We start from the raw sequence: 22,336 nt of genomic DNA on the forward strand, positions 1-22,336 counted from the left end.
CCTACGGGCGCGTCACCGGGAGGGCGTCGAGGGCCTGCGCCAGGAGCTGGTCGTCGCGCGCATCGAGCCGCACCGCCTCGGTGTAGCGGCCGAACCAGGACACCTGTCGACGGGCGTACCGGCGGGTCAGCGCGCGCGTCTCCTCGACGGCCTCCGCCTCCGTGATCTCGCCCGCGAGCTGTCGCGCCGCCTGCGCGTAGCCGATGGCCCGCGACGCGGTGACGCCGTCGGCGAGACCCGCGGGCAGCAGCCCGGCCACCTCGTCGACGAGGCCGGCGGCCCACATGCCCTCGACGCGCGCGTCGAGCCGCGGGACGAGCTCCTCGCGCGGGAGCGTGAGGGCCAGGATGCGCGCGGGGTGCCAGGCCTGCGGCTCGGCCGTCTCGCGCGCCGGCTGGGCACCGGAGATCTCGGCGACCTCCAGGGCCCGGACCAGCCGTCGGCCGTTGTGGGCGCCGATGCGCTGCGCGGCCGCGGGATCGACCTCGCGGAGCCGACGGTGCAGCATCCCCGGACCGGTCTCGACGAGCTCGCGCTCGAGACGCTGCCGGATCTCCGGATCGGTGCCCGGGAAGTCGTAGTCGAACAGCACGGAGGAGACGTAGAGCCCCGAGCCCCCGACGAGGATGGGGACGGCTCCCCGCCCGAGGATCGCGCGCACCGCGGCGCGCGCGTCCTCCTGGTACGCCGCGACGGTGGCCTCGGCCGTCACGTCGAGGACGTCGAGGAGGTGGTGCGGGATGCCGCGGCGCTCCCCCTCCGGGAGCTTGGCGGTGCCGATGTCCATGCCGCGGTAGAGCTGCATGGCGTCCGCGTTCACGATCTCGGCCGCACTCCCCTCGGAGCGGATCCGCTCCGCGATGTCGAGCGAGAGCGCGGACTTGCCGGTGCCCGTGGCGCCGACGACCGCGATGATCGGGGTCACGCCCGGTGGCGCGGGTGCACGGACCCGCCGTCGCCCAGCGCCGCCACGCGGAGCGAGGGCAGGCCGAGCGAGACGCGGGGCGCCCCTCCGGCGCCGGGACCGGTCGTCGGCGCGGCCGCCACACCGCACGAGTCGGCCTGCGCGCGCTCGTATGCGTCGCCCGCACGCGTGCGGCGGATGCGCAGCGGCGCCTGGTGGACGGCATCGGCGATGAGGTGGAAGGGCGCGGCGCGGGTGATCTCCACGGTCACCGCGTCGCCGGGACGCGGCTCGCCGCTCCCCTCGGGCACGTCGAGGTGGACGAGACGCCCGTCCTGGGCACGGCCAGTGACGCGCCGCGTGTCGCCGTCCTTGCGCCCCTCGTGCGCGCTCACGAGCACCTCGACCGTGCGGCCGACCATGCGCTTGTTCTCCTCGTGGCTGATGCGCTCCTGCAGCGCGGTGAGCCGCGCGTAGCGCTCCTTCACCACGTCGGCCGGCACCTGCTCGTCCATCGTCGCCGCGGGGGTGCCCGGCCGGATCGAGTACTGGAAGGTGAATGCGGAGGAGAAGCGCGACGCCCCGACGACCCGCAGCGTCTCCTGGAAGTCCTCCTCGGTCTCGCCCGGGAAGCCGACGATGATGTCGGTAGTGATGGCGGCGTCCGGGATGCGCGTGCGCACCCGGTCGAGGATCCCGAGGAAGCGCTCCGACCGGTACGAGCGGCGCATGGCCTTGAGGACGCGGTCGGAGCCGGACTGGAGCGGCATGTGCAGCTGCGGCATGACGGCGGGCGTCTCGGCCATGGCGTCGATGACGTCGTCGGTGAAGGCGGCCGGATGCGGGCTCGTGAAGCGGATGCGCTCGAGCCCATCGATGGCGCCGGCCGCGCGGAGCAGCTTGCCGAAGGCGTGTCGGTCGCCGAACTCGACCCCGTAGGAGTTCACGTTCTGGCCGAGCAGCGTGACCTCGACCGCCCCGTCGTCGACGAGCGCCTGGATCTCGGCGAGGATGTCGCCGGGACGCCTGTCCTTCTCCTTGCCGCGGAGCGCGGGCACGATGCAGAACGTGCAGGTGTTGTTGCAGCCCACGGAGATCGACACCCAGCCGCTCGCGATCTCGTCGCGCTTGGTGGGGAGCGTCGAGGGGAACGTCTCGAGGCTCTCGAGGATCTCGAGCTGCGCCTCCCCGTTGTGCCGCGCCCGTTCGAGCAGCGTGGGGAGCGCGCCCATGTTGTGGGTGCCGAACACGACGTCGACCCAGGGGGCCTTCTCGAGGACCGTCGCCCGGTCCTTCTGCGCGAGGCAGCCGCCGACGGCGATCTGCATGCCCTCGTGCCGGCGCTTCACGCTGGCGAGATGACCGAGGTTGCCGTAGAGCTTGTTGTCCGCGTTCTCGCGGACGGCGCATGTGTTGATGACCACGATGTCGGGCTCGGCGCCCTCTGCCGATACGTAACCGGCCGCCTCGAGCGATCCCGTGAGCCGCTCGGAGTCGTGCACGTTCATCTGGCAGCCGTAGGTGCGGACCTCGTAGGTGCGGGGCCTGACGCCGTCGGTGGGACGGGACGCGCGGACGTGCTCGGCGACGGTGCTCATGATCGTCCAATCCTACGGCCGGGCATCCACCCCACCCGCTGCCGTCGCCTCAGCGGAAGCGCACGCGCGAGGATCCGCGTCGGGTGGCCAGCGCCGCCTTCGCCGCGTCGCGCACGACGCCTCCGCCGTACCCGCGGCGCATGAGGAACGACGTGAGCCGACGCTCCGCCGTCTCGTCGTCGTAGGAGGACAGCTGACCGACCCGCTTCATGGCGACCTCGGTGGCGCGGGCCAGCTCGTCGTCCGGCTGCTCCGCCATGGCCTCCTCGATGACGAGGGGGTCGAGCTTGCGGCGACGCATCTCCATCTCCACGGATCGGCGGCCGAGGCCCTTGCGATCGAGGTGGGTGTGGAGGATCTGCTCGGCCAGCGCGGCCTCGTCGATGTACTGCAGCGAGACGTAGCGGGCGAGCGTCTCCTCGACGATGTCGGGATCGATCTCCGCCCCTGCCAGCACCTCGTGGGCCTCCGCGAGCGACAGCCCGCGGCCGCGGAGGCGGTTGGCGAGCACGTTGTCCGCCCGCCGACGCTGGCGCTCGGGCGTGCGCTCCGCTACCCGCTCGTCCTCCGCCTCGGCTTCGCGACGCTCGTCCTCGACGCGATCCTCCTCCAGCCGGACCATGTCCCGACGGTAGGCCTCATCCTGCTCGGCCTTCTCCCGCGCACGGGCCGCCCGCTGCTCCTCGGCCCGCCACGCGGCCGGGGTCTCCTCGGGCGTCTCGACGGTCTCGGACTGCGCGCCCGGCGCCGGCTCCCGCGAGGGGCCGTCTGCCCCGCGCGCCGCCTGCGCCTCGGCCTCCGCCAGGACGCGTCGCGCCTCCGCGATGCGCTCCTGGGCCGCGAGAGCCCGCCCCGCCTCGGACGCGTCGACCGCCGCGCCGATCGTGACGACGCCGTCCACCTCGCTCACGGTCCGGCCACGTGCGGGGGGCGTGGGCTCCACGCGAGGAGCCGGCGCCTCGACGGCGGGCACCTCCGGCTCGACCCGCGGCCGTGTCGCGGCGCGCCGGGACCGACGGTCGGCGAGCGACGCGACGGGCGCGACCTCGTCGGCACCGGGACCGGTGCCCTGCTCGTTCTCGGAGGGGAATCTGACCATGGTGCGTCCGTCCTCGGGTGGCGCGCGCCCTCGCCTCGCGCGGGCGCGGCGGGTGGCGGGCCGATGTCGTGCAGGAGGGCGGGGCGCATCCGTGCGATGCGCCCCGCCGGGGTGCGCCGGGTCAGGCGCTCTTGCGGGCGGACGCCTTGGGCGCCACGGCGGCGACGGGCGCCGGTGCCGCGTCGGCCGCGGCCTCAACGGCGTTCGGGTCCTTCACGAGGCCGAGCTTGACCTTGATCTTCTGCTCGATCTCGGCGGCGATCTCCGGGTTGTTGAGGAGGTGCTTGCGCGAGTTCTCCTTACCCTGGCCGAGCTGGTCGCCGTCGTAGGTGTACCAGGCGCCCGACTTGCGGACGATCTCGTGCTCGACGCCGAAGTCGATGAGGCTGCCCTCACGGGAGATGCCCGTGCCGTACAGGATGTCGAACTCCGCCTGCTTGAAGGGCGGCGCCATCTTGTTCTTCACGACCTTGACGCGGGTGCGGTTGCCGACCGCGTCCGTGCCGTCCTTCAGGGTCTCGATGCGGCGGATGTCGAGTCGCACCGACGCGTAGAACTTCAGCGCCTTGCCGCCCGCGGTGGTCTCCGGGCTGCCGAAGAACACGCCGATCTTCTCGCGGAGCTGGTTGATGAAGATCATGGTGGTCTGCGTCTGGTTGAGCCCACCGGTGAGCTTGCGGAGCGCCTGGGACATGAGCCGGGCCTGGAGACCGACGTGCGAGTCGCCCATCTCGCCCTCGATCTCGGCGCGCGGAACGAGCGCCGCCACGGAGTCGATGACGACGAGGTCGATGGACCCCGAGCGCACGAGCATGTCGGCGATCTCGAGGGCCTGCTCGCCCGTGTCGGGCTGGGAGACGAGGAGGGCGTCGATGTCGACGCCGAGCTTCTTGGCGTACTCCGGGTCGAGCGCGTGCTCCGCGTCGATGAAGGCCGCGATGCCGCCGGCGCGCTGGGCGTTGGCGATGGCGTGCAGGGTGAGCGTGGTCTTTCCCGAGGACTCCGGACCGTAGATCTCGACGATGCGGCCGCGCGGGAGCCCGCCGATGCCGAGCGCCACGTCCAGCGCGACGGAGCCGGTGGGGATGACGGCGACGGGCGCGCGCTCGTCGCTGCCCAGGCGCATGACCGAGCCCTTGCCGAACTGACGGTCGATCTGGGCGAGCGCGGTCTCGAGAGACTTCTCGCGATCTGCGGATGATGCCATGGGGTGCTCCTCGTGTCGAAGGTGGGTTGCCTGCAGGCTGTCGCTCCGATGCCGCGGGCTGCGGGATCCGGTGCCGACAAGGCGACGGGTGATCTCCGCGAGGTGCACGTTATGCGGCCCCGCCGACATCCCTGCCGGAGGCGCCTGACCTGTGCAGTCCGCGCTTCGATTCGCTCCTGTGGGGAGACTACGCGCGTTCGAAGGGATATTCGAACGACGCGCCGCGTGTCGCGAGGCGTCGTCCCCGGCACGCCGGGCCGGAACCGCTCAGGAGCGGGGCTCGGGCACGCCGGCGCCGTTCCACCGCGACCGCGGGACGTCCTGCGCGCGACAGAGCGCGAGCCACGCCTCGCGGGCGGGGGTGCCGTCCTTCAGGGCCTGCGCGCACGTGCGTCCGCCGAGCTCCCCGAGCACGAGGTCGGCGACGAGCACCGGTCCGTAGCCGGCGCCGAACTCGTCGGCCACGGCCCGCTGGAACTCGCTCAGTCGCATGCCCTCACGCTACCCGCTGCTCTCCGACCGTCCGCGCGGCGACCGCGTCGAGCGGGCCACCGGACGACGACGCCCCGCCCGTCACGATGACGGGCGGGGCGGGAGGTGGGGAGAGCTGCGAGACTCAGCGCGCGACGAGGTCGCTGTCGAAGCCGGCGACCAGGTCGTCGGGGATCGTGTCCGGGATGGGGTTGAGGCCCTCGATGACGGCGAGACGGTCGCCGACCTCGCGCATGATGACCGAGATGGGCGTGTCGAGCGCGTCGGCGACGGAGGCGAGGATCTCGCTCGACGCCTCCTTCTGGCCCCGCTCGACCTCGCTGAGGTAGCCGAGCGCGACGCTGGCCTTGCTGGCGACCTGGCGGAGCGTGCGCCCCTTCTGCAGGCGGAAGTCCCGAAGGACGTCGCCGATCTCCTGACGGACTAGAACCACGGGACCCTCCTCGTTGCGCCTGGTGCCTGATCGAACCGGAGGTCCGGGGCTGATGCGCGAGCATCTGGCCGAGGACTCACGCTAAGCAGGGGCACTGGGCGTTGCTTGTGAACCTGCTTACGGCAACGCGGGCCGGCCATCAGATGTTCCCACCGGATCCGAGCGCGTCGGCGAGGGCCCGGAGCGCCTCGTGGACCACGCTCGCACGGACCTGCTGGCGGTCACCGTCGAGGTGCAGGGCGATGGCGCGGGAGTCGCCGTCGAGGGAGAGCCCGACGAAGGCCGTGCCGGGAGCCTGGCCGTCCTGCGGATCGGGACCGGCCGCCCCGGTGGTGGCGACCCCGACGTCGGCGGGGCGCCCGTCGACCTCGCAGGCCTCACGCACGCCGCGCGCCATCTGCCGGGCGACGTCGGGGTGCACGGCGCCGTGCACCGCGAGGATAGACGCCTCGACGCCGAGCAGCGTGCGCTTGAGCGCGGTGTCGTAGGAGACGATGCCGCCGGTCAGCGCCCGCGAGGCGCCGGGGACGCCCACGAGGGCGGCGGTGAGGAGCCCTCCGGTGAGCGACTCGGCCACGGCGAGACGGCGCCCACTCGCGACCAGCGCGGCGATCACGCGCGCGGCGAGGTCCTCGTCCGTGGCATCCGCGGAGTCCGCGACGCCGAACGCGCCGCTCACGAGGCGCGCTCCGCCCGCAGCGCCTGCCGCATGTAGTCGAGCCCGGAGAGCACCGTGAGGACGAGGGCGATGGACATGAGCACCGTGTTCACGACGTGCATGCCGCCCCCCACGACGTCCCACAGCGGCAGGAGCGCGACGCTGATGGCCACGGCCTGCGCGACGGTCTTCAGCTTGCCGCCGCGGGACGCCGCGACGACGCGGTCCCGCAGCACGGCGAAGCGGTAGGCCGTGATGCCGAGCTCGCGCACGAGGATCACGATGGTGACCCACCACGGGAGCTCGCCGAGCACGGACAGCATCACGAGGGCGGCGCCCGTGAGCACCTTGTCGGCGATGGGGTCGAGGAGCTTGCCCAGGTCGGTCACGAGGTTCCGGCTGCGGGCGATGTGCCCGTCGACGCCGTCGGTCGCGATGGCCACGATGAAGAGCGCCGCGGCGGCGTACCGCAGCGGGCCGTCGGATCCGTCGTCGGCCGCGAGGAGGACGACGAAGACGGGGGCCAGCAGGATCCGCACGATCGTGAGGATGTTGGCGACGTTCCAGGGGCTCGCCGGGGAGTCGCCCGCGCGCCAGACACGCGGTGCCCCGGCAGCACCCGATGCGATGCGATCGGCCACCGGTCAGTCCCTGCCCGTGAGGCCCCAGGCGTCGTCGTCGCCCTCGGCCTCCACCTGCTCGTACGCGTCGAGGTCCTTGTGCAGCGGATCCGACGGGTAGCGGTTCCCGTCGTCCGTCTCGGCGGGAGCGGCGGCCGCGGGGCCGGGCGCGGCTGCCGGGGCGGCGGTCGCGGGTGCCGCGGGCGTCTCCCCCCGCAGCGTCGCGAGGACGCCCGGCAGCTGCTCCGCGGAGACGAGGACGTCGCGCGCCTTGGAGCCCTCGGACGGGCCGACGATCTCGCGGGCCTCGAGGAGGTCCATGAGGCGGCCGGCCTTGGCGAACCCGACGCGCAGCTTCCGCTGGAGCATCGACGTGGATCCGAACTGCGTGCTGACGACGAGCTCGGCGGCCGCGAGGAGCACCTCGAGGTCGTCGCCGATGTCCGCGTCGATCTCCTTCTTCTCGGCGGCGACCGCGACGTCCTGGCGGTACTCGGGCCGGGCCTGGCGCGTGACGTGCTCGACGACCTTCGCGATCTCGGCCTCCTGCACCCACGCGCCCTGCACGCGGACCGCCTTGTTGGCGCCCATGGGGAGGAAGAGGCCGTCGCCCTGGCCGATGAGCTTGTCGGCGCCGGGCTGGTCGAGGATCACGCGGGAGTCGGTCATGCTCGACACCGCGAACGCGAGACGCGACGGCACGTTGGCCTTGATGAGGCCGGTGACCACGTCGACCGACGGGCGCTGCGTCGCGAGCACGAGGTGGATGCCGGCGGCGCGCGCGAGCTGGGTGATGCGGACGATCGAGTCCTCGACGTCGCGCGGCGCGACCATCATGAGGTCCGCGAGCTCGTCGACCACCACGAGGAGGTAGGGGTACGGGCGCAGCGTCCGCTCGCTGCCCTCGGGGAGCACGATGGAGCCGCTCGTGACGGCCTTGTTGAAGTCGTCGATGTGGCGGAAGCCGAAGCTGGCGAGGTCGTCGTACCTCATGTCCATCTCCTTCACCACCCACTGCAGCGCCTCGGCCGCCTTCTTCGGGTTGGTGATGATGGGCGTGATGAGGTGCGGCACGCCCGCGTAGATGGTGAGCTCCACGCGCTTCGGGTCGATGAGGACCATGCGCACGTCGCTCGGCTTCGCCCGCATGAGGAGCGAGGTGATCATCGAGTTGACGAAGCTCGACTTGCCGGAACCCGTGGAACCCGCGACCAGGAGGTGGGGCATCTTCGCGAGGTTGGCGATGACGTAGCCGCCCTCGACGTCCTTGCCGACGCCGATGGTCATCGGGTGCGCGCTGTTCGTGGCCGCGGACGAGCGGAGCACGTCGCCGAGGGAGACGATCTCGCGGTCGGTGTTCGGGATCTCGACGCCGATGGCGCTGCGGCCCGGGATGGGCGAGAGGATGCGGACCTCGTTGGACGCGACCGCGTAGCTGATGTTCTTGGCCAGCGCCGTGACGCGCTCGACCTTGACGCCGGGCGCGAGCTCGAGCTCGTAGCGCGTGACCGTCGGGCCGCGCGAGAAGCCGGTGACGGTGGCGTCGACCTGGAAGTTCGTGAGCACCTCGGTGAGCGCGCGCACCACCTCGTCGTTGACCGACGAGCGGGACTTCGCGGGCGTGCCGGGCGAGAGGGTGCTGGCCGCGGGGAGGCGGTACGGCGCCTGCGGCGCGTCGGACTCCCCCGAGACGACGCCCGCGTCGGAGCCGTCGTCCTCGAAGCCGGGCAGGACGGCGGGCTCGTCGTCGTCGCGGATGCCGGTGGGGTGCACCGGGATGGACGGCAGGATCGCGGTCGCCGTCGCGTCGACGGGCGCGTCGAGGTCGATGCGGCGGGTGGCGGCCTCGTCGCCGGCGAAGGCACCGGGCTCGGGGCGGGAGGCGTCGGGATCCACCGTGCGGTCGATGACCGTGGTGGGGGCCTCCGCGGCGGTTCTCTCGACGACGTCGTCGGATCCGGCGTGCGGCGCGAGCACCGGGCTGTCGAACGCGGGCGCGTCCTCGCGCTGGCTGCGGTTGCGGCGCCACCACGGGAGGCTGTCGGTGTCGACCGGCCCCTCGTCGTCGAGCCCCTCGAGCTCGACCTGCTCCGTCGCCTGCGCCTTGCGGGCGGCGCGGTCGGCGGCGCGCTGCTCCTCGTCCACCGGCGGGGCGCCGAAGAGGTAAGAGTAGAGCTCGCGGAGTCGCGCACCCACGCGGTTCGGCGGCGTGCGCGTGATGATGAAGAGGGAGAGCAGGAGCAGGATCCCTGCCACGATGCCCGCGCCGATCGGCGTGATGAGCAGCGACAGCGGGGCCGCGAGCACCCAGCCGAGGACGCCGCCGGCCCGGGCCAGCGCGAGCATGCCGTCGCGGGGATCCGGGGCGCCGGTGAGGATGTGGCACAGCGCGGCGATCGAGACCAGGAAGAGCGAGACGCCGATGCCGATGCGTCCGTTGTCGCTGACGGACGCCGGGTGCCGGAAGAGCCAGAGGGCGAGGAGCACCATCACGATGGGCAGCGCGAACGCGACCCGGCCGAAGAGGCCGCCGAACGTGTACGCGTCGAAGGCCATGGCCACGTCGTTGAGGGGGTTGAACCACTCGACGACGACGCCGGCGATCGCGAGCACCACGAGGAGGAAGGGGATGCCGTCGCGGCGCTCCTCCTTCGCGAGCTTCTCGGGGCCGAGGGCCCGGAAGAGCGCGCCCGTGGCGTGGGCGAGGCCCATCCACACGGCGACGAGTGGGCCGCGCCCCTCGGGCTGCACGGGGTAGGCCACGGTCTGCTGCTTCGTCTCGGTGGCGCGCCCCTTCCGCGGGGGCGTGGCGCGCGGCGCGCCCGAGGAGGTCTTCCCGGCGCGGCTGGTCGACCTGGTGCTCGTAGCCATGCGACCCACGTTATCCCGCGCCGCCGTCGCCGAGGGGACGCCTGGCCGGGCGGGACGCGTGCCGCCCGGGCGGGCATCGGCAGCGGATCGCGTCCACGACGGGCACGCGCACCGCGACCCGGGCGGGGAGCGGGCCCGCCACGGCGCCCATGAGGAGCGCGGCGCCCCGCCCCCGTGCGCCGCCCTACGCCTCGATGACCACCGGGATGATCATCGGGCGGCGGCGGTGCGACGAGTTGACCCAGCGGCCGACCGTGCGGCGGACGACCTGCGAGTACGCGTGCGTGTCGCGCGTGCCGTTGGCCGCCGCCTCCGCGAGCGCCCGGACGACGAGCGGCTTGACGCTGTCGAACACGCGGCTGTCCTCGGCGAACCCGCGCGCCTCGATCTCCGGGCCGACGATGGCCTTGCCGGTCTGCGGCTCGACCACCACGAAGATCGTGACGAAGCCCTCCTCGGAGAGGATGCGGCGGTCCTTGAGGTCGGCGTCGGTGATCTCGCCCACCGTGGACCCGTCGACGTAGACGTACCCGACGTCGAGCTGGCCCGTGACGCGCACGTGCCCCTCCTTCATGTCGAGGACGGTGCCGTCCTCCGCGAGGAACGTGTTGCGCTCCGGCACGCCCGTCTGGATGGCCAGCTGCTGGTTCGCGACCAGGTGCCGGTACTCGCCGTGCACCGGCAGGACGTTCCGGGGCCGGAGGATGTTGTAGCAGTAGAGCAGCTCCCCGGCGGCCGCGTGGCCCGAGACGTGGACCTTCGCGTTGGCCTTGTGCACGACCTTCGCGCCCAGCTTGGTCAGCCCGTTGATCACGCGGTACACCGCGTTCTCGTTGCCCGGGATGAGGCTCGACGCGAGGATGACCGTGTCGTCCTGCCCGATCTCGATCTGGTGCTCGAGGTTCGCCATGCGGCTGAGCACGGCCATCGGCTCGCCCTGCGACCCGGTGCTCATGTAGACGATCTCGTCGTCGCGCAGGGCCACCGCCTTCTTCGCGTCGATGAGGATGCCGTCCGGCACCTTGAGGTAGCCGAGCTCGGCGGCGATGGTCATGTTCCGGATCATCGAGCGGCCGATGAACGCGACGCGGCGCCCGTTCGCGGCCGCCGCGTCGAGCACCTGCTGCACCCGGTGCACGTGGCTCGAGAAGCTCGCGACGATGACCCGACGCGGCGCCTTCGAGATGACGGCCTCGAGCACCGGCCCGATGGAGCGCTCGGTGGGGGTGAAGCCCGGCACGTCGGCGTTCGTCGAGTCGGACATGAAGAGGTCGATGCCGGCCTCCCCCAGGCGCGCGAAGGCGCGCAGGTCGGTGATCCGGCCGTCGAGCGGCAGCTGGTCCATCTTGAAGTCGCCCGTGTGCAGCACCCGGCCGGCCGAGGTCGTGATGGCGACGGCGAGCGCATCCGGGATGGAGTGGTTGACGGCCACGAACTCGAGCTCGAACGGGCCCAGGCGCTCGCGGTCGCCCTCCTTCACCTGGAACGTGTACGGCGTGATCCGGTGCTCCTTGAGCTTCGCCTCGATGAGCGCGAGCGTGAGGCCGGAGCCGATCAGCGGGATGTCCCGCTTGAGCCTCAGCAGGTATGGGACCGCGCCGATGTGGTCCTCGTGGCCGTGGGTGAGGACGATGCCGACCACGTCGTCGAGGCGGTCCGCGATGGAGGAGAAGTCGGGGAGGATCAGGTCGACGCCCGGCTGGTGCTCCTCGGGGAAGAGCACGCCGCAGTCGACGACGAGGATCTTGCCGTCGATCTCGAACGTGGTCATGTTCCGGCCGATCTCGCCGAGGCCGCCGATCGGGGTGATGCGGAGGATGCCGGGCTTCAGCTCGGGCGGATCGTAGACGGCCTGGGCCATGGGTCTCCTCTGGTGGCGGTGCGGCACGACGGCCGACGACGGGAAGCTCGGGCGCGCCTCAGCGCGTGGTGCCGGCGACCTGTGGCAGGGCACCACCGGCGGCGGCGTTGCGGTCGGGGCGGAAGTTGCGGAAGTCCACGCCGGGGACGTCGCGGACGAGGTCGATCTCGTCCTCGATCTGCGCGGCCTCCCACTCCTCCGGTCCCACGAGGGGCAGGCGCACACGCGGGCTGCCGATGCGGCCGAGGCCGTGGAGGATGTACTTCGCCGCGACCGTGCCGGGCACGTGCGTCATGACGGCGCGGACGAGCGGCTCGAGCTGCTGATGCGCATGCGTGGCGGCGCTCAGGTCGCCCGCGTTCACCGCGTCGACCATGGTGCGGTACGGCGTGGCCGTGATGTTCGCGGTGACGCCGATGAGGCCCGTGCCGCCGATGGCGAGCGTCGGCAGCGCGTTGGCGTCGTCGCCCGCGAAGTACATGAGGCTCGTCTGGTTGAGCACGCGGCTCGCCTGCGCGAGGTCGCCCTTGGCGTCCTTCACCGCGAGGATGTTCGGGTGCTTGGCGGCGCGGAGGATGGTCTCGTACTGGATGGGGATGCCCGTGCGGCCGGGGATGTCGTAGAGGATGACCGGCAGGTCCGTGGCGTCCGCGATCATCCGGAAGTGCGTGAGCACGCCCGCCTGCGTGGGCTTGTTGTAGTACGGCGTGACGATCATGTTGCCGTCGGCGCCGGCCTTCTCGCTCTGCCGCGCGAGCTGCATGGCGTGCGCGGTCTCGTTCGAGCCGCCGCCCGTGATGATCTTCGCCCGGCCCGCGCTCACGGAGCGGCCGACCTCGACGAGCTTGATCTTCTCCGGGTCGGTCAGCGTGCTCGTCTCGCCGGTGGTGCCGGTGACGACGATGCCGTCCGCGCCCGCGGTGATGACGTCGTCGATGTGCTTCTCGACGCCCGGCCAGTCCACCTCGCCGTCGGCCGTGAAGGGGGTGACGAGCGCCACCAGGACCTGACCGAAGGGATTCTCAGACGACACGGCTCCCATGGTAACGGTCGGCGGGCGGGCCGCTCCGGTGCGCTACGGCGCGACGCGGCCGTTCTTCTGGAAGGCCGCGTGCGTGAGGGGCATGAGCCGCTCGAACTCGGTCTCCATCCTCTCGGCGCACATCTCGATCTCGCGCTGCGGGAAGCTCGGGAACGTCGAGTCCTCGTGCTTGGTGCGCAGCGACAGGAAGTTCATCAGCGCGCGGGCGTTGAGGGTCACGTACATCGACGAGTAGATGTTGAGCGGGAGCACGATGCGGGCGACCTCGCGGGCCACGCCCTGCTCGAGCATCCGCTGGTACGACGCGTAGGCCTCCGCGGACGTGCGCCGCGTCTCCTCCTGCACGAGCTCAGTCTGCTCGGGGGTGCCCGCGTGGAACTCGTAGGCGCCGGGCTTGCCGACCTGCACGAGGTTGCGCTCGGGGCCGGGCACGTAGAACACCGCGTCGAGCTCCTTGTAGCGGCCCGACTCCTCGTTGTACGAGGCCATGCGGTGGCGCATGAACTCGCGGAACACGAAGATCGGCGCCTGCACGTAGAAGGTCATCGAGTTGTGCTCGAACGGGGAGCCGTGGCGGTCGCGCATGAGGTAGTTGATGAGGCCGCGGTCGCGCTTGACGCGCTTCTCCTCGGCCTCGGTGTCGACGTCGCCCTCGAGGGCGCGGTCCTGGCCGTCGGGCTCGTCGAGCGCGCGCTCGAGGGTCTTCTCGCCGGCGGTGGAGACGCGGGCCGCGAAGATCACGTCGGAGTCGTGGGCGCTGGAGCGGACGAGCTCCACGGTCATGTCGGAGCGGAAGGCGATGTCGTGGGGCACGACGTCACTGTACGCGACCGCCGTCACGCGGGACGCCGGCTGGGAGGGCCGCGCGCGCACCTCCGTCGACGAGCCGCGCACGCCCTGCGCCCGGCCCGCGGGCGGTGGCGCGTCCTAGGCTGTGGGGCACCGACGAAGGGCGCCACCATGGCCGACAGCACCGCATCCCCCGCCCCGCTCACCGTCCTCATCTCGGGCGCCGGCGGCACCATCGGCACCGAGCTGCAGGCGCAGCTGCACGACGCGGGCCACCGGGTCCGGAAGCTCGTCCGCCACGCGCCCTCCTCCCCCGACGAGCGCGAGTGGCAGCCCGCCGAGGGGCGGCTCGATCCCGCCGCGCTCGACGGGGTGGACGCCGTCGTCAACCTCTCGGGCGCGTCGATCAGCCGCCTGCCGTGGACGAAGCCGTACCAGGAGGAGATCCGCTCGTCCCGTGTGCAGGCGACGCGCACCATCGTCGACGCCATGTCCGCCGCCGCGACGCCGCCCGCGGTGCTGCTGAACGGATCCGCCGTCGGCTTCTACGGCGACCGCCCGCAGCAGCGGCTCACCGAGGACTCGCCGCGCGGCGCCGGCTTCCTCGCGGAGGTCGTGGAGGCGTGGGAGGCGGAGGCGCACGAGGCGCCCGCCGGCGTGCGCGTCGCGACCCTCCGCACCGGTCTCGTGCTGGCGCAGGCCGGCGCCCTCGCGCCGCTCCGGCTGCTGACGAACCTCGGGCTCGCCGGCAAGCTCGGCACCGGCGGGCAGGTGTGGCCGTGGATCTCCCTGCGCGACGAGGCCGCCGCCATCGTGCACCTGCTGACGTCGTCGATCTCCGGACCCGTGAACCTCACCGGGCCCGAGCCCGTGATGGCGGACCGGCTCATGCGCCACCTCGCGAAGCGGATGCACCGCCCCTACCTGATCCCCGCGCCCGAGGCCCTCATCCGGCTGGCGCTGCGGGACGCGGGCCAGGAGCTGCTGCTCTCCAGCCAGCCCGCCCGCCCGGAGAAGCTGCTCGCCGACGGCTTCGTCTTCCGGGACCCGACCGTCGAGCTCGCGATCGACCGGCTGCTCGCGAAGGGCTGATCCGCGGGACGCACGGGATGCGAGCGATCCGCGTGCGCGCCCACGGCTCAGGCGGCGGGTTCGCGCGTGCCGTGCAGCGAGATCGCGCGCCGGATCGCGCCGCGGGCGCGACGGCGGTCGCCGCTCGCGTCATAGGCGAGCCCGAGGCGGAACCAGGCCCGCCAGCTCGAGGGCGCGTCCTCGACCTCGGCCTGGTAGACGGGGAACGACGCGTCGGCCGCGTCGCGCAGGGGCCGACCGCTCGCGCGCGTCGGCAGGTCGTCGACCGGCAGGCCGCCCTCCTCCTCGAGGATCCGCGCGAGCCTGCCGCTGCGCACCCCGAACGCCAGCTCGCGCACCAGCGCCCACGCACCCACGAGCGACAGCAGCACGAGGCCGATCCCGAGCAGGATGCCGACGGGCTGGCCCGACAGCACGAGCAGGACGGCGAACTGACCGGCGACCACGAGGTACAGCACCATGAGCACGGCCATGAGGCCGACGCCGATGCGCGTGCCCATCAGGAGCTCGTGACGGTGGCGGCCTGGCCGCTCGGGCCGCCGTCGTCCACCGGTCCGGTCGTGGACGCGGCGTCGGCGGCGCGGGCCGCGCGCTCGCGCGAGCCGTCCAGGTCGATGAGGCGGTCGAGCCCGACGCTCACGCCGCGCGCGCTGCGGGTGGCACGGAGCGCGAGCAGGATGCCGGCCTCGTAGGCGCTCGGGGCGAGCGTGTCGTGGCTGATCGTGAGGACCTCGCCGTTGCCGCCGAACAGCACGTCCTGCTTGGCGACGATGCCCTGCATCCGGAGGCTGTGCACCGGGATGCTGGCGACCTGCTGGCCGCGCGCGCGCTGATCCGTGTGCGGAGCCTGCACCGGGCCCCGATCGCCGCGGGCCTGGGACATGAGCTCCGCGGTGCGCACCGCCGTGCCGGACGGCGAGTCGATCTTGCTGGAACGATGTCCCTCGACGATCTCGATGGAGTCGTAGAACCGGGCGGCCATCTGCGCGAACGAGGTCGCGAGCACGCTGCCGATGGAGAAGTTGGGGATGATGATGACGCCCACCGCGAGGTTGCCGGTGATGCGGCGCTCGAGGCCCTGGATGCGCTCGGCCGTCCAGCCGCTCGTGCCCACGAGCACGTTCATGCCGTGCGCGATCGCGTACTCGACGACGCCCTGGCTGACCGCGGGGAGCGTGACGTCGACCGCGATGTCGGCGCCGAGCATGTCCGACAGCTCGTCCGTCGAGCGGAGGCTGGCGACGAGCTCGAACTCCTCGCTCGCCTCGACGATCTGCGTGATCAGCTGGCCCATGCGTCCCGTTGCGCCGACGACGGCGACCGTGGTTGTCATCCGGCCAGCGTACCGGGGCCGCCGCCGCGGACGCCCGGGCCGGCGCCCTCCCTCGGGATGGCGATCCGCGAGGAAGCAGCGCCGTGCCGCTAGTAGGGCTGCTGCTCCGGCAGGCCCGTGCGCAGCTCGACCGGCAGGTGGCCGAGGTCGTTGTGCACGACGAGCACGGGCGGCTTCGCCGAGCGCACGCGGATGATGGTGAGGCCGCAGTTGGCCTGGTTGATGCCCATCCAGCGCCACTCCGGCGCGTCGAACACGTGCCGCACGAACCACGCGATGACGAAGTTGTGCGTGATGAGCAGGTCGTGCCGGTCGCCGCGCGCGGGCGCGAGGAACTCGCTCACCGCGTCGGCCATCTGGGCGCTGCCCGCGTCGATCTCCTCCTCGGTGATCCCGCCGAAGAACGACTCGAAGGCGTGCGGCATGTCGGGCACCGGGCCGGAGGGGATGCAGTCGAACAGGAGCGACGACGGCTCGGGCTCCATGGCGGGCATCCGCTCCGCCATGATGGCGGCCGTCTCCTCCGCGCGGGCCAGCGGCGAGTGCCGGACCGACGTGAACGGCACGCCGCTCAGGCGATCCGCGATGCAGTGCGCCTGGCGCTTGCCGCGTCCGGAGAGCGGACCGTCGGGGAGGCCGTGCTCGGCGTCCTGCTGCTCGCCGTGGCGGACGAGGTAGATGTAGTGGGACACGGTTCCTCCTAGAGGAGCGAGGGGGTCGCGAGCAGCGGGGCGAACGCGTCGGCACCGACGGTGCCCACGGCGGCGATGGACAGCGGACGGGACGCGAGGTCGGCGGCGAGGGCGCGCACGTCCTCCGCGGTGACGCGGGACAGCCGCACCAGCGTCTCGTCGAGGTCGACGAACTCGCCGGTGGTGATCTCGGATCGGCCGAGTCGCGACATGCGCGTGTCCGAGTCCTCGAGCGCGAGCGCGGACTGGCCGGAGAGCTGACCGAACGCGCGGGTCAGCTCCTCGTCGGTCACGTGCTCGTCGGCGAGGCGGCGGAACTCGTCGAGCATGAGGCGCGAGACCTGCGCGGTCTTGGCGGCCGTGCATCCGGCGTAGAGCCCGAAGACCCCGGCGTCGGAGTACGAGGCGCCGAACGAGTAGACGGAGTACGCGAGGCCGCGCTTCTCGCGCACCTCCTGGAAGAGGCGCGACGACATGCCGCCGCCGAGCACGCTGTTCAGCATGGCGAGGGCCGGCCGGCGGCCGTCGGACGCCGCGAGGCCCGGGACGCCGAGCAGGATGTTGGTCTGCTCGATGGGACGGTCGACCACGACCAGGTCGCTGCCGCGGGTGATGGTCGGCGCGGCTCCCGTGCGACGGGCGACGGGGGCGGCCTGGACGGAGAGGTCCCAGCCCGCGCGCTCGAGGCCGGCCGTGACCCGCGCGACGAGGGCGTCGTGGTCGACGGCGCCGGCGGCGGTGACGACGAGGTCCTGCGGGCGGTAGTTGCGTCGGTAGTGCGCCACGACCGCGTCGCGCTCGGCCGCCTCAATGTCCTCGGGGCTTCCGCCGATGGGACGGCCGAGCGGGTGATCCCCGAGGACGGCCTCGAAGAAGCGCTCGCTCGTGACGTCGCCCGGGTCGTCGTCCGCCATGGCGAGCTCCTCGAGGATGACCCCGCGCTCGGTCTCGAACTCCTCGGCGTCGATGAGGCTCGAGGTGACCATGTCGGCCAGCACGTCGACGGCCATGCCGAGGTCGCGATCCCGGACCTTGGCGTAGTAGCAGGTGTACTCCTTGGCCGTGACCGCGTTGTGCTCGCCGCCGACCGCGTCGAACGCCACGGCGATGTCGAGCGCCGACCGCGACGCCGTGCCCTTGAAGAGGAGGTGCTCGAGGAAGTGGGTGGACCCGAGGTCTCCCGGCTGTTCGTCGCGCGAGCCCACGGCCACCCACATGCCGATGGTGGCGCTGCTGCTGCCGGGGACGTCCTCGCTGAGGATGCGGACGCCGGACGGGAGGACGCTGCGTCGGACCAGTGACCCGCCCGCCGCGCGGATGGTGAGCTCGGGCTGGTCGAGGGGGAGTTCTACGGGGCGCGACATCATCGTCACCCTACGCCACGGGTCTGACGCCGGATCGGTGGACGCGGGGGCCGCCGCCGCGCGTGGATCAGCATCCGGGCCCGGCGTCCCGCGCCCCGCACGCGCCGCCGACCAGGACGGTGGACCCCTGCAGCACGTGGATCGTGACCGGGCCGACGGTGACGGGCAGCGTGCCCGGGATCTGCTGCCAGGCCCCGCCGTCGAAGCGGTAGGACGGCGAGTACGCGATGGTGAGCGAGACCCGCCGGTCCCCCATCCGCCCGTATACGTGGCTGGTGGGTGTGGTCGTGAACTCCTGCTGGCGGAGATCCCGCCATGAGGCCCCGGGACCCTGCACGGTGGTGGTCGTCCCGTCCCCGTGATCCCAGGTGAAGGACACGGGCACGAACCGCACCTGCGCCGGCCGCCCGAGGAGCGTCCCGCCCACGACCTGCGCTCCGGCGTCGGTGAGGAGGTTGACCGGCGATCCGACCAGCGCCCACCCGTTGGGCTGCGACCGGATGGACGCGTCGCGCGGCACGAAGCCGGCGACGTCGTCGAGCGTCACGCCCGGTGCCGCGGGCGCTGCGGGAGCCGGATCGGCGGGCTTCGCGGGCGCCTGGGCGGGCGGCAGGAATACATGGTGCCCGTCTGCGCACGACCCGGCGCCCGGCGTGCAGGGCGTGTCCGTGTCAGCGGCGAGGCGCCCGCGGGGTACCGGGGGTGGGGCTTGAGGCGTTACCTGCGGCTCAGAACGATCGACAATTGGATTGATTGTGTTTGGTGCCGGCTGTTGCGATGGAGAAGTGGAGGTCCCGTGGACTATGACTCCACCTGGCCCGATTTCGGCGCCCACACACGAGGTACTCCCCAAACCCCGGCGCGCGCATGCTGCGTCTTCAGCCTGTGCCTGCGGCGCGACTATTAGAAGAAGAGTCACGGACAACAAGCAAACTACCGCCGCCCTCAATCGCATGCTCGAACCTTATCGTTTGGAACAAGGTCACTGATGCGCCACGCATTATTCTCGTTAAACACGGCTTTTAACTGAAGTGAGATTGTCGAATCACGCTTAGGGGTGACATCTCGCTTTTCAGCATCGAGCACCCTGGTGCCACTGACATCTAAACAAACTTGCGCAACCATGTAATTCGATCCACGATCGGTCACTCGAAAATTATAATACGTGTCTTTGCCGACAACAGTTTGCTGTGATGATTGGTATTGAGAAATTTCTCGCTGTTCATTTGTTAGGGCATCTCCTACCAGGAAGGGCCGCAAGTCATCCTGTGTCTCTCCCTCAAAAGGCAGCGCGAGGAAGCCGGACAACACATCCTCGAACGCCGCATCATCCTGCTGCTCCTGCGTCAACGAGGGCGCGGGCGCCGGCGTGGGGTCCGGGGTCTCGGACGGGGCGCACCCGCCGAGCGCGGTGACTGACAGCGCCACCAGCAGGGCGGCAGCGGCAGCTCGGCGTCGGCGCGGCGCATCGCTCGGTCGTTCGTGCAAGGTCGTCTCCCCCGGGGCGTCGGATGCCGCGCGCGGACATGGACGCGGAGGGCGTCGGCGTCGCGGTGGGGGAAAGGTAGCCGGGCGGGCATGACGGGACGCGGCTCGATCCACATCCCGGGGACGGTGGACGAGGCCCGCGCCTGTGAGCGGACTACTCCGAGGCGCGGTCGAGACGTGTGACGTCGTGCCGCGACAGCTGCACATGCGCCGCGTGGACCAGGTCGTGCACCTGCTCCGGCCGGCTCGCGCTCGCCACCGGCGCGACGACGCCGGGCTTCGCCAGCAGCCATGCCAGCGCGACCGTCGCGACGCTCGTGGAATGCTGCTCCGCGATCTCGTCGAGCGCCGCGAGAACGCGCAGCCCGCGCCGGTTGAGGTACTTCGCCGCCCGCTGCCCCCGCGCGCCCTCGCGCACGGAGTCCCGCGTGCGGTACTTGCCGGTGAGGAAGCCGTTCGCGAGCGCGAAGTAGGGCATCACGGAGAGCTGCTGGCCGCGCACGACATCGAGGTAGTCCGACTCGTAGGGCGCCCGGTTGACGAGGTTGTAGTGGGTCTGCAGCGCGACGAATCGGGGCGCGTCGTACAGCCCGCCCAGGATGCGCGCGTGCAGCAGCCGCTCCGCCGCGTAGTTCGACGCCGCGAGGTAGCGCACCTTGCCGGACGCGATGAGGCGCCCGGCGGCGGAGAGGCTCTCCTCGAGCGGCACGTCGAGGTCGTCCCAGTGGAAGTAGAGGAGGTCGATCGTGTCGGTGCCGAGCCGGGACAGGCTCGCGTCCACGGCGCGCTCGATGCGGGAGGAGCCGAGGCCCGGGAAGTCCTCGCTCTTGCCGATCTTGGTGGCGACGACCATCGAGTCGCGGTTGCGCCGCTCGCGCATCCACGAACCGATCATGTGCTCGCTGCGGCCGCTGGCGTAGGAGTCGGCGGTGTCGAGGAAGTTGCCGCCGGCCTCCTGGTAGCGGTCGAGGATGGCTGCCGTGTCCTCGGCGCCCGCGGTCCAGCCGAAGACGTTGCCGCCGAGGGCGAGGGGGAAGACGCGGAGGTCGGTGTCGCCGATCGCGCGACGCCGCGCGGGATGCGGGATGCTGCCGCCGGCCAGGAGGCCCGGCTCGGCGACGGCCTCGAGGACGAGGGCGCCCGCGGCCTGGACGGTCGTGTCGGCGAGGGTCGACGACGTCGTCGCCTGCTCCGTCGACGCGCTGCCTCGTCCGCCCGCCGCGGCGCTACCCCGGCGTCGCGGGATCGAACCGGGCGCGACCGTCGGGGAGGTGGGAGGGGACGACGTCACGCTCCCGATCGTACCGCCCAGCAGGCGAACGGTTTGCGTACCAACGGATCGGGGTGACGCGCCTTCGCCCCGTGGACACGCGCCGACCGTGACCGCCTCGTGCGGACCGGCGGGACGTCGCACGCGATCGGGGCGCACGGCCCCGAGAGGTGCGGCCGACCGGAAGGGGTGCCGTGGATCCCCCGATCCCGGCACCCCTCGGCGGCCTGCATCCCCCGATGCGTCCCCCGGAGGCGGGTGGCTCCTCGGCCGATCCCGCATCGACAACGCTAGCGAGCCCCAGGCGACGCGACCCAGCCCCTCTTCGGGGGCCTGCCAGGCTGCTCGTCATCTCTCCCGGACTTCCGACCCTCGCATCGCCCGTCCCCCGTGCCCCGCTGCGGGACCGCGCTCGCGTCCCGAGGGCGATGCCGGTCCTGGGGCGGATCCCGACCGACGACGATGCCACCGTGCGAGGCTGGTCGGGTCAGGACCACCGAGAGGACCCCCATGACCAACGACCCGCTGCACCGCCTGCCGGATGCCGCCCCCTTCCACCTCACCAGCCCCGGCTTCGCCGACGGGGCGCCTCTGCCGCTCGCCGCGCGCGGCGCCTCGCAGGGCGGCGCGGACCGCTCCCCCGCCCTCGCCTGGACGGGCGCGGCGTCCGAGACGCGGAGCTACGTCGTCACGTGCTACGACCCCGACGCCCCCACCGGCAGCGGCTACTGGCACTGGGCCGTCAAGGACATCCCCGCGTCGACGACGTCGCTCCCCGAGGGCGCGGGCGACCCGGACGCGGGCCTCCTGCCCGAGGGGGCGATCACCATCCACAACGAGTCGCGCGAGAAGCGGTTCGCGGGGGCGACTCCTCCCGAGGGCCACGGCACGCACCGCTACTTCTTCACCGTGACGGCCCTGGACGTGGAGTCGCTGGACGTGCCCGAGGGCGCGACCCCCGCGGTCCTCGGCTTCCTGATGCTCCCGCACGTCGTCGGCCGGGCCCAGCTCGTGGGCACCGCCATCACCGTCGCGGACTGAGCGGACGAGGCGGACGTGACCGGGGACGCCGAGGGCGCGGGTTCGGGCGACGACGCCCGTCCCGTCCGGCCCCGCACGCGCGTGCTGATCGCGCTCGCGGCGGTGCTCGTCGTGGTCGCCGCGATCGTCGCCGCCGTCGCGATCGCGTGGAGCGGTGGAGGACCGGGCTCGCCCGTCCCCGCCACGGTCGCGCCGAGCACGTCACCGGGCGAGGGCACGGATCCGGGCGGGGGCACGACCGTGCCGACCGCGGATCCCCCGGGCGCCCCGACCCCGGATCCGGCGCTGGCCCCCAGCCCGCCCGGGAGCACGAGCCCGGAACCGGAGCCATCCTTCTCGGTCGGCCCGGCGCCCTCCGTGCCCTACCCGGGCGACCCGAACGACGGCAAGTGAGCATCTCGGCCGCCACCGCCCGATCGGCGGCGACCGGAGACGACGGATGCCCGCCCCACCGAGGTGGGACGGGCATCCGCTTCGTTCAG

Annotated in this window: 22 protein-coding genes; 3 read left to right on the forward strand and 19 right to left on the reverse strand. The window is 72.4% G+C overall.

Annotated elements, in window-relative coordinates:
* Position 1: 1 nt before the first annotated feature.
* The 12 genes from miaA to thyX form a co-directional block, all read right to left on the reverse strand.
* Positions 2 to 925, reverse strand: a complete 924-nt coding sequence (gene miaA, locus AWH51_RS02400; protein ID WP_063070539.1) for a tRNA (adenosine(37)-N6)-dimethylallyltransferase MiaA — start codon at positions 923 to 925, stop codon at positions 2 to 4.
* Complete coding sequence (gene miaB / locus AWH51_RS02405; RefSeq protein WP_063070540.1) at positions 922 to 2,502, reverse strand: tRNA (N6-isopentenyl adenosine(37)-C2)-methylthiotransferase MiaB; 1,581 nt, start codon at positions 2,500 to 2,502, stop codon at positions 922 to 924. Before miaB ends, miaA begins: the two co-directional genes overlap by 4 nt.
* Before the next feature lie 49 nt (positions 2,503 to 2,551).
* On the reverse strand, positions 2,552 to 3,601 hold the full coding sequence (locus AWH51_RS16420; RefSeq protein ID WP_254654443.1) for a RecX family transcriptional regulator: 1,050 nt from the start codon (positions 3,599 to 3,601) through the stop codon (positions 2,552 to 2,554).
* 121 nt (positions 3,602 to 3,722) lie between these two features.
* Complete coding sequence (gene recA / locus AWH51_RS02415; RefSeq protein ID WP_063070541.1) at positions 3,723 to 4,808, reverse strand: recombinase RecA; 1,086 nt, start codon at positions 4,806 to 4,808, stop codon at positions 3,723 to 3,725.
* 267 nt (positions 4,809 to 5,075) lie between these two features.
* Positions 5,076 to 5,300: a DUF3046 domain-containing protein gene (locus AWH51_RS02420; protein ID WP_063070542.1), complete on the reverse strand. Its 225-nt coding sequence runs from the start codon at positions 5,298 to 5,300 to the stop codon at positions 5,076 to 5,078.
* A 124-nt stretch (positions 5,301 to 5,424) separates the two neighbouring features.
* On the reverse strand, positions 5,425 to 5,733 hold the full coding sequence (locus AWH51_RS02425; RefSeq protein ID WP_012298599.1) for a helix-turn-helix domain-containing protein: 309 nt from the start codon (positions 5,731 to 5,733) through the stop codon (positions 5,425 to 5,427).
* Between the two features lie 139 nt (positions 5,734 to 5,872).
* Positions 5,873 to 6,412 (reverse strand): CinA family protein, encoded by a 540-nt coding sequence (locus tag AWH51_RS02430; protein ID WP_081234803.1) that lies wholly within the window; start codon positions 6,410 to 6,412, stop codon positions 5,873 to 5,875.
* Entirely contained in the window at positions 6,409 to 7,032 is a 624-nt protein-coding gene (gene pgsA / locus AWH51_RS02435; protein WP_063070543.1) for a CDP-diacylglycerol--glycerol-3-phosphate 3-phosphatidyltransferase, read from the reverse strand. The genes AWH51_RS02430 and pgsA overlap by 4 nt, the downstream gene beginning before the upstream one ends.
* Positions 7,033 to 7,035: 3 nt before the next feature.
* Positions 7,036 to 9,882, reverse strand: coding sequence for an FtsK/SpoIIIE family DNA translocase (locus AWH51_RS02440; protein WP_063070544.1), 2,847 nt, complete (start codon positions 9,880 to 9,882; stop codon positions 7,036 to 7,038).
* A 184-nt stretch (positions 9,883 to 10,066) separates the two neighbouring features.
* Positions 10,067 to 11,743: a ribonuclease J gene (locus AWH51_RS02445; RefSeq protein ID WP_063070545.1), complete on the reverse strand. Its 1,677-nt coding sequence runs from the start codon at positions 11,741 to 11,743 to the stop codon at positions 10,067 to 10,069.
* Between the two features lie 58 nt (positions 11,744 to 11,801).
* The gene (gene dapA, locus AWH51_RS02450; protein ID WP_063070546.1) at positions 11,802 to 12,785 is read right to left on the reverse strand and encodes a 4-hydroxy-tetrahydrodipicolinate synthase; all 984 of its coding nucleotides are present in this window, start codon (positions 12,783 to 12,785) and stop codon (positions 11,802 to 11,804) included.
* A 33-nt stretch (positions 12,786 to 12,818) separates the two neighbouring features.
* Complete coding sequence (gene thyX, locus AWH51_RS02455) at positions 12,819 to 13,568, reverse strand: FAD-dependent thymidylate synthase (protein ID WP_063070695.1); 750 nt, start codon at positions 13,566 to 13,568, stop codon at positions 12,819 to 12,821.
* Positions 13,569 to 13,745: 177 nt separating this feature from the next.
* On the opposite strand from thyX, the gene AWH51_RS02460 reads away from it, so the two are divergent.
* Positions 13,746 to 14,666, forward strand: a complete 921-nt coding sequence (locus AWH51_RS02460) for a TIGR01777 family oxidoreductase (RefSeq protein WP_063070547.1) — start codon at positions 13,746 to 13,748, stop codon at positions 14,664 to 14,666.
* 47 nt (positions 14,667 to 14,713) lie between these two features.
* Here AWH51_RS02460 and AWH51_RS02465 read toward each other — a convergent pair whose 3' ends face one another.
* From AWH51_RS02465 to AWH51_RS02490, 7 genes are all read right to left on the reverse strand, one after another.
* Positions 14,714 to 15,166 (reverse strand): hypothetical protein, encoded by a 453-nt coding sequence (locus tag AWH51_RS02465; RefSeq protein ID WP_063070548.1) that lies wholly within the window; start codon positions 15,164 to 15,166, stop codon positions 14,714 to 14,716.
* Complete coding sequence (dapB, locus tag AWH51_RS02470; RefSeq protein ID WP_063070549.1) at positions 15,166 to 15,999, reverse strand: 4-hydroxy-tetrahydrodipicolinate reductase; 834 nt, start codon at positions 15,997 to 15,999, stop codon at positions 15,166 to 15,168. The genes AWH51_RS02465 and dapB overlap by 1 nt, the downstream gene beginning before the upstream one ends.
* Positions 16,000 to 16,088: 89 nt before the next feature.
* Positions 16,089 to 16,691, reverse strand: coding sequence for a histidine phosphatase family protein (locus AWH51_RS02475; protein WP_063070550.1), 603 nt, complete (start codon positions 16,689 to 16,691; stop codon positions 16,089 to 16,091).
* An 8-nt stretch (positions 16,692 to 16,699) separates the two neighbouring features.
* Positions 16,700 to 18,055, reverse strand: coding sequence for a M16 family metallopeptidase (locus tag AWH51_RS02480; protein ID WP_063070551.1), 1,356 nt, complete (start codon positions 18,053 to 18,055; stop codon positions 16,700 to 16,702).
* A gap of 67 nt (positions 18,056 to 18,122) precedes the next feature.
* Complete coding sequence (locus tag AWH51_RS16425) at positions 18,123 to 18,602, reverse strand: hypothetical protein (protein WP_254654444.1); 480 nt, start codon at positions 18,600 to 18,602, stop codon at positions 18,123 to 18,125.
* A 398-nt stretch (positions 18,603 to 19,000) separates the two neighbouring features.
* Positions 19,001 to 19,543: a hypothetical protein gene (locus AWH51_RS15635; protein ID WP_081234805.1), complete on the reverse strand. Its 543-nt coding sequence runs from the start codon at positions 19,541 to 19,543 to the stop codon at positions 19,001 to 19,003.
* A gap of 154 nt (positions 19,544 to 19,697) precedes the next feature.
* The gene (locus AWH51_RS02490; RefSeq protein ID WP_081234807.1) at positions 19,698 to 20,834 is read right to left on the reverse strand and encodes an aldo/keto reductase; all 1,137 of its coding nucleotides are present in this window, start codon (positions 20,832 to 20,834) and stop codon (positions 19,698 to 19,700) included.
* Positions 20,835 to 21,323: 489 nt separating this feature from the next.
* Between AWH51_RS02490 and AWH51_RS02495 the strand changes: the two genes are divergently transcribed.
* A complete protein-coding gene (locus tag AWH51_RS02495; RefSeq protein ID WP_063070553.1) occupies positions 21,324 to 21,854 on the forward strand; it encodes a YbhB/YbcL family Raf kinase inhibitor-like protein in 531 nt (176 codons plus the stop codon).
* A gap of 15 nt (positions 21,855 to 21,869) precedes the next feature.
* The gene (locus AWH51_RS02500; RefSeq protein ID WP_063070554.1) at positions 21,870 to 22,247 is read left to right on the forward strand and encodes a hypothetical protein; all 378 of its coding nucleotides are present in this window, start codon (positions 21,870 to 21,872) and stop codon (positions 22,245 to 22,247) included.
* Positions 22,248 to 22,336 lie beyond the last annotated feature (89 nt).

Source organism: Clavibacter tessellarius, assembly GCF_001618005.1.
Lineage (GTDB): Bacteria > Actinomycetota > Actinomycetes > Actinomycetales > Microbacteriaceae > Clavibacter > Clavibacter tessellarius_A.

Coding starts and splice junctions, on each gene's coding strand:
- miaB (WP_063070540.1), bottom strand. CDS start 2,502: ATGAGCACCGTCGCCGAGCACGTCCGCGCGTCCCGTCCCACCGACGGC.
- AWH51_RS16420 (WP_254654443.1), bottom strand. CDS start 3,601: ATGGTCAGATTCCCCTCCGAGAACGAGCAGGGCACCGGTCCCGGTGCC.
- recA (WP_063070541.1), bottom strand. CDS start 4,808: ATGGCATCATCCGCAGATCGCGAGAAGTCTCTCGAGACCGCGCTCGCC.
- AWH51_RS02420 (WP_063070542.1), bottom strand. CDS start 5,300: ATGCGACTGAGCGAGTTCCAGCGGGCCGTGGCCGACGAGTTCGGCGCC.
- AWH51_RS02440 (WP_063070544.1), bottom strand. CDS start 9,882: ATGGCTACGAGCACCAGGTCGACCAGCCGCGCCGGGAAGACCTCCTCG.
- AWH51_RS02445 (WP_063070545.1), bottom strand. CDS start 11,743: ATGGCCCAGGCCGTCTACGATCCGCCCGAGCTGAAGCCCGGCATCCTC.
- dapA (WP_063070546.1), bottom strand. CDS start 12,785: ATGGGAGCCGTGTCGTCTGAGAATCCCTTCGGTCAGGTCCTGGTGGCG.
- thyX (WP_063070695.1), bottom strand. CDS start 13,568: ATGACCGTGGAGCTCGTCCGCTCCAGCGCCCACGACTCCGACGTGATC.
- AWH51_RS02460 (WP_063070547.1), top strand. CDS start 13,746: ATGGCCGACAGCACCGCATCCCCCGCCCCGCTCACCGTCCTCATCTCG.
- AWH51_RS02465 (WP_063070548.1), bottom strand. CDS start 15,166: ATGGGCACGCGCATCGGCGTCGGCCTCATGGCCGTGCTCATGGTGCTG.
- dapB (WP_063070549.1), bottom strand. CDS start 15,999: ATGACAACCACGGTCGCCGTCGTCGGCGCAACGGGACGCATGGGCCAG.
- AWH51_RS02480 (WP_063070551.1), bottom strand. CDS start 18,055: ATGTCGCGCCCCGTAGAACTCCCCCTCGACCAGCCCGAGCTCACCATC.
- AWH51_RS02495 (WP_063070553.1), top strand. CDS start 21,324: ATGACCAACGACCCGCTGCACCGCCTGCCGGATGCCGCCCCCTTCCAC.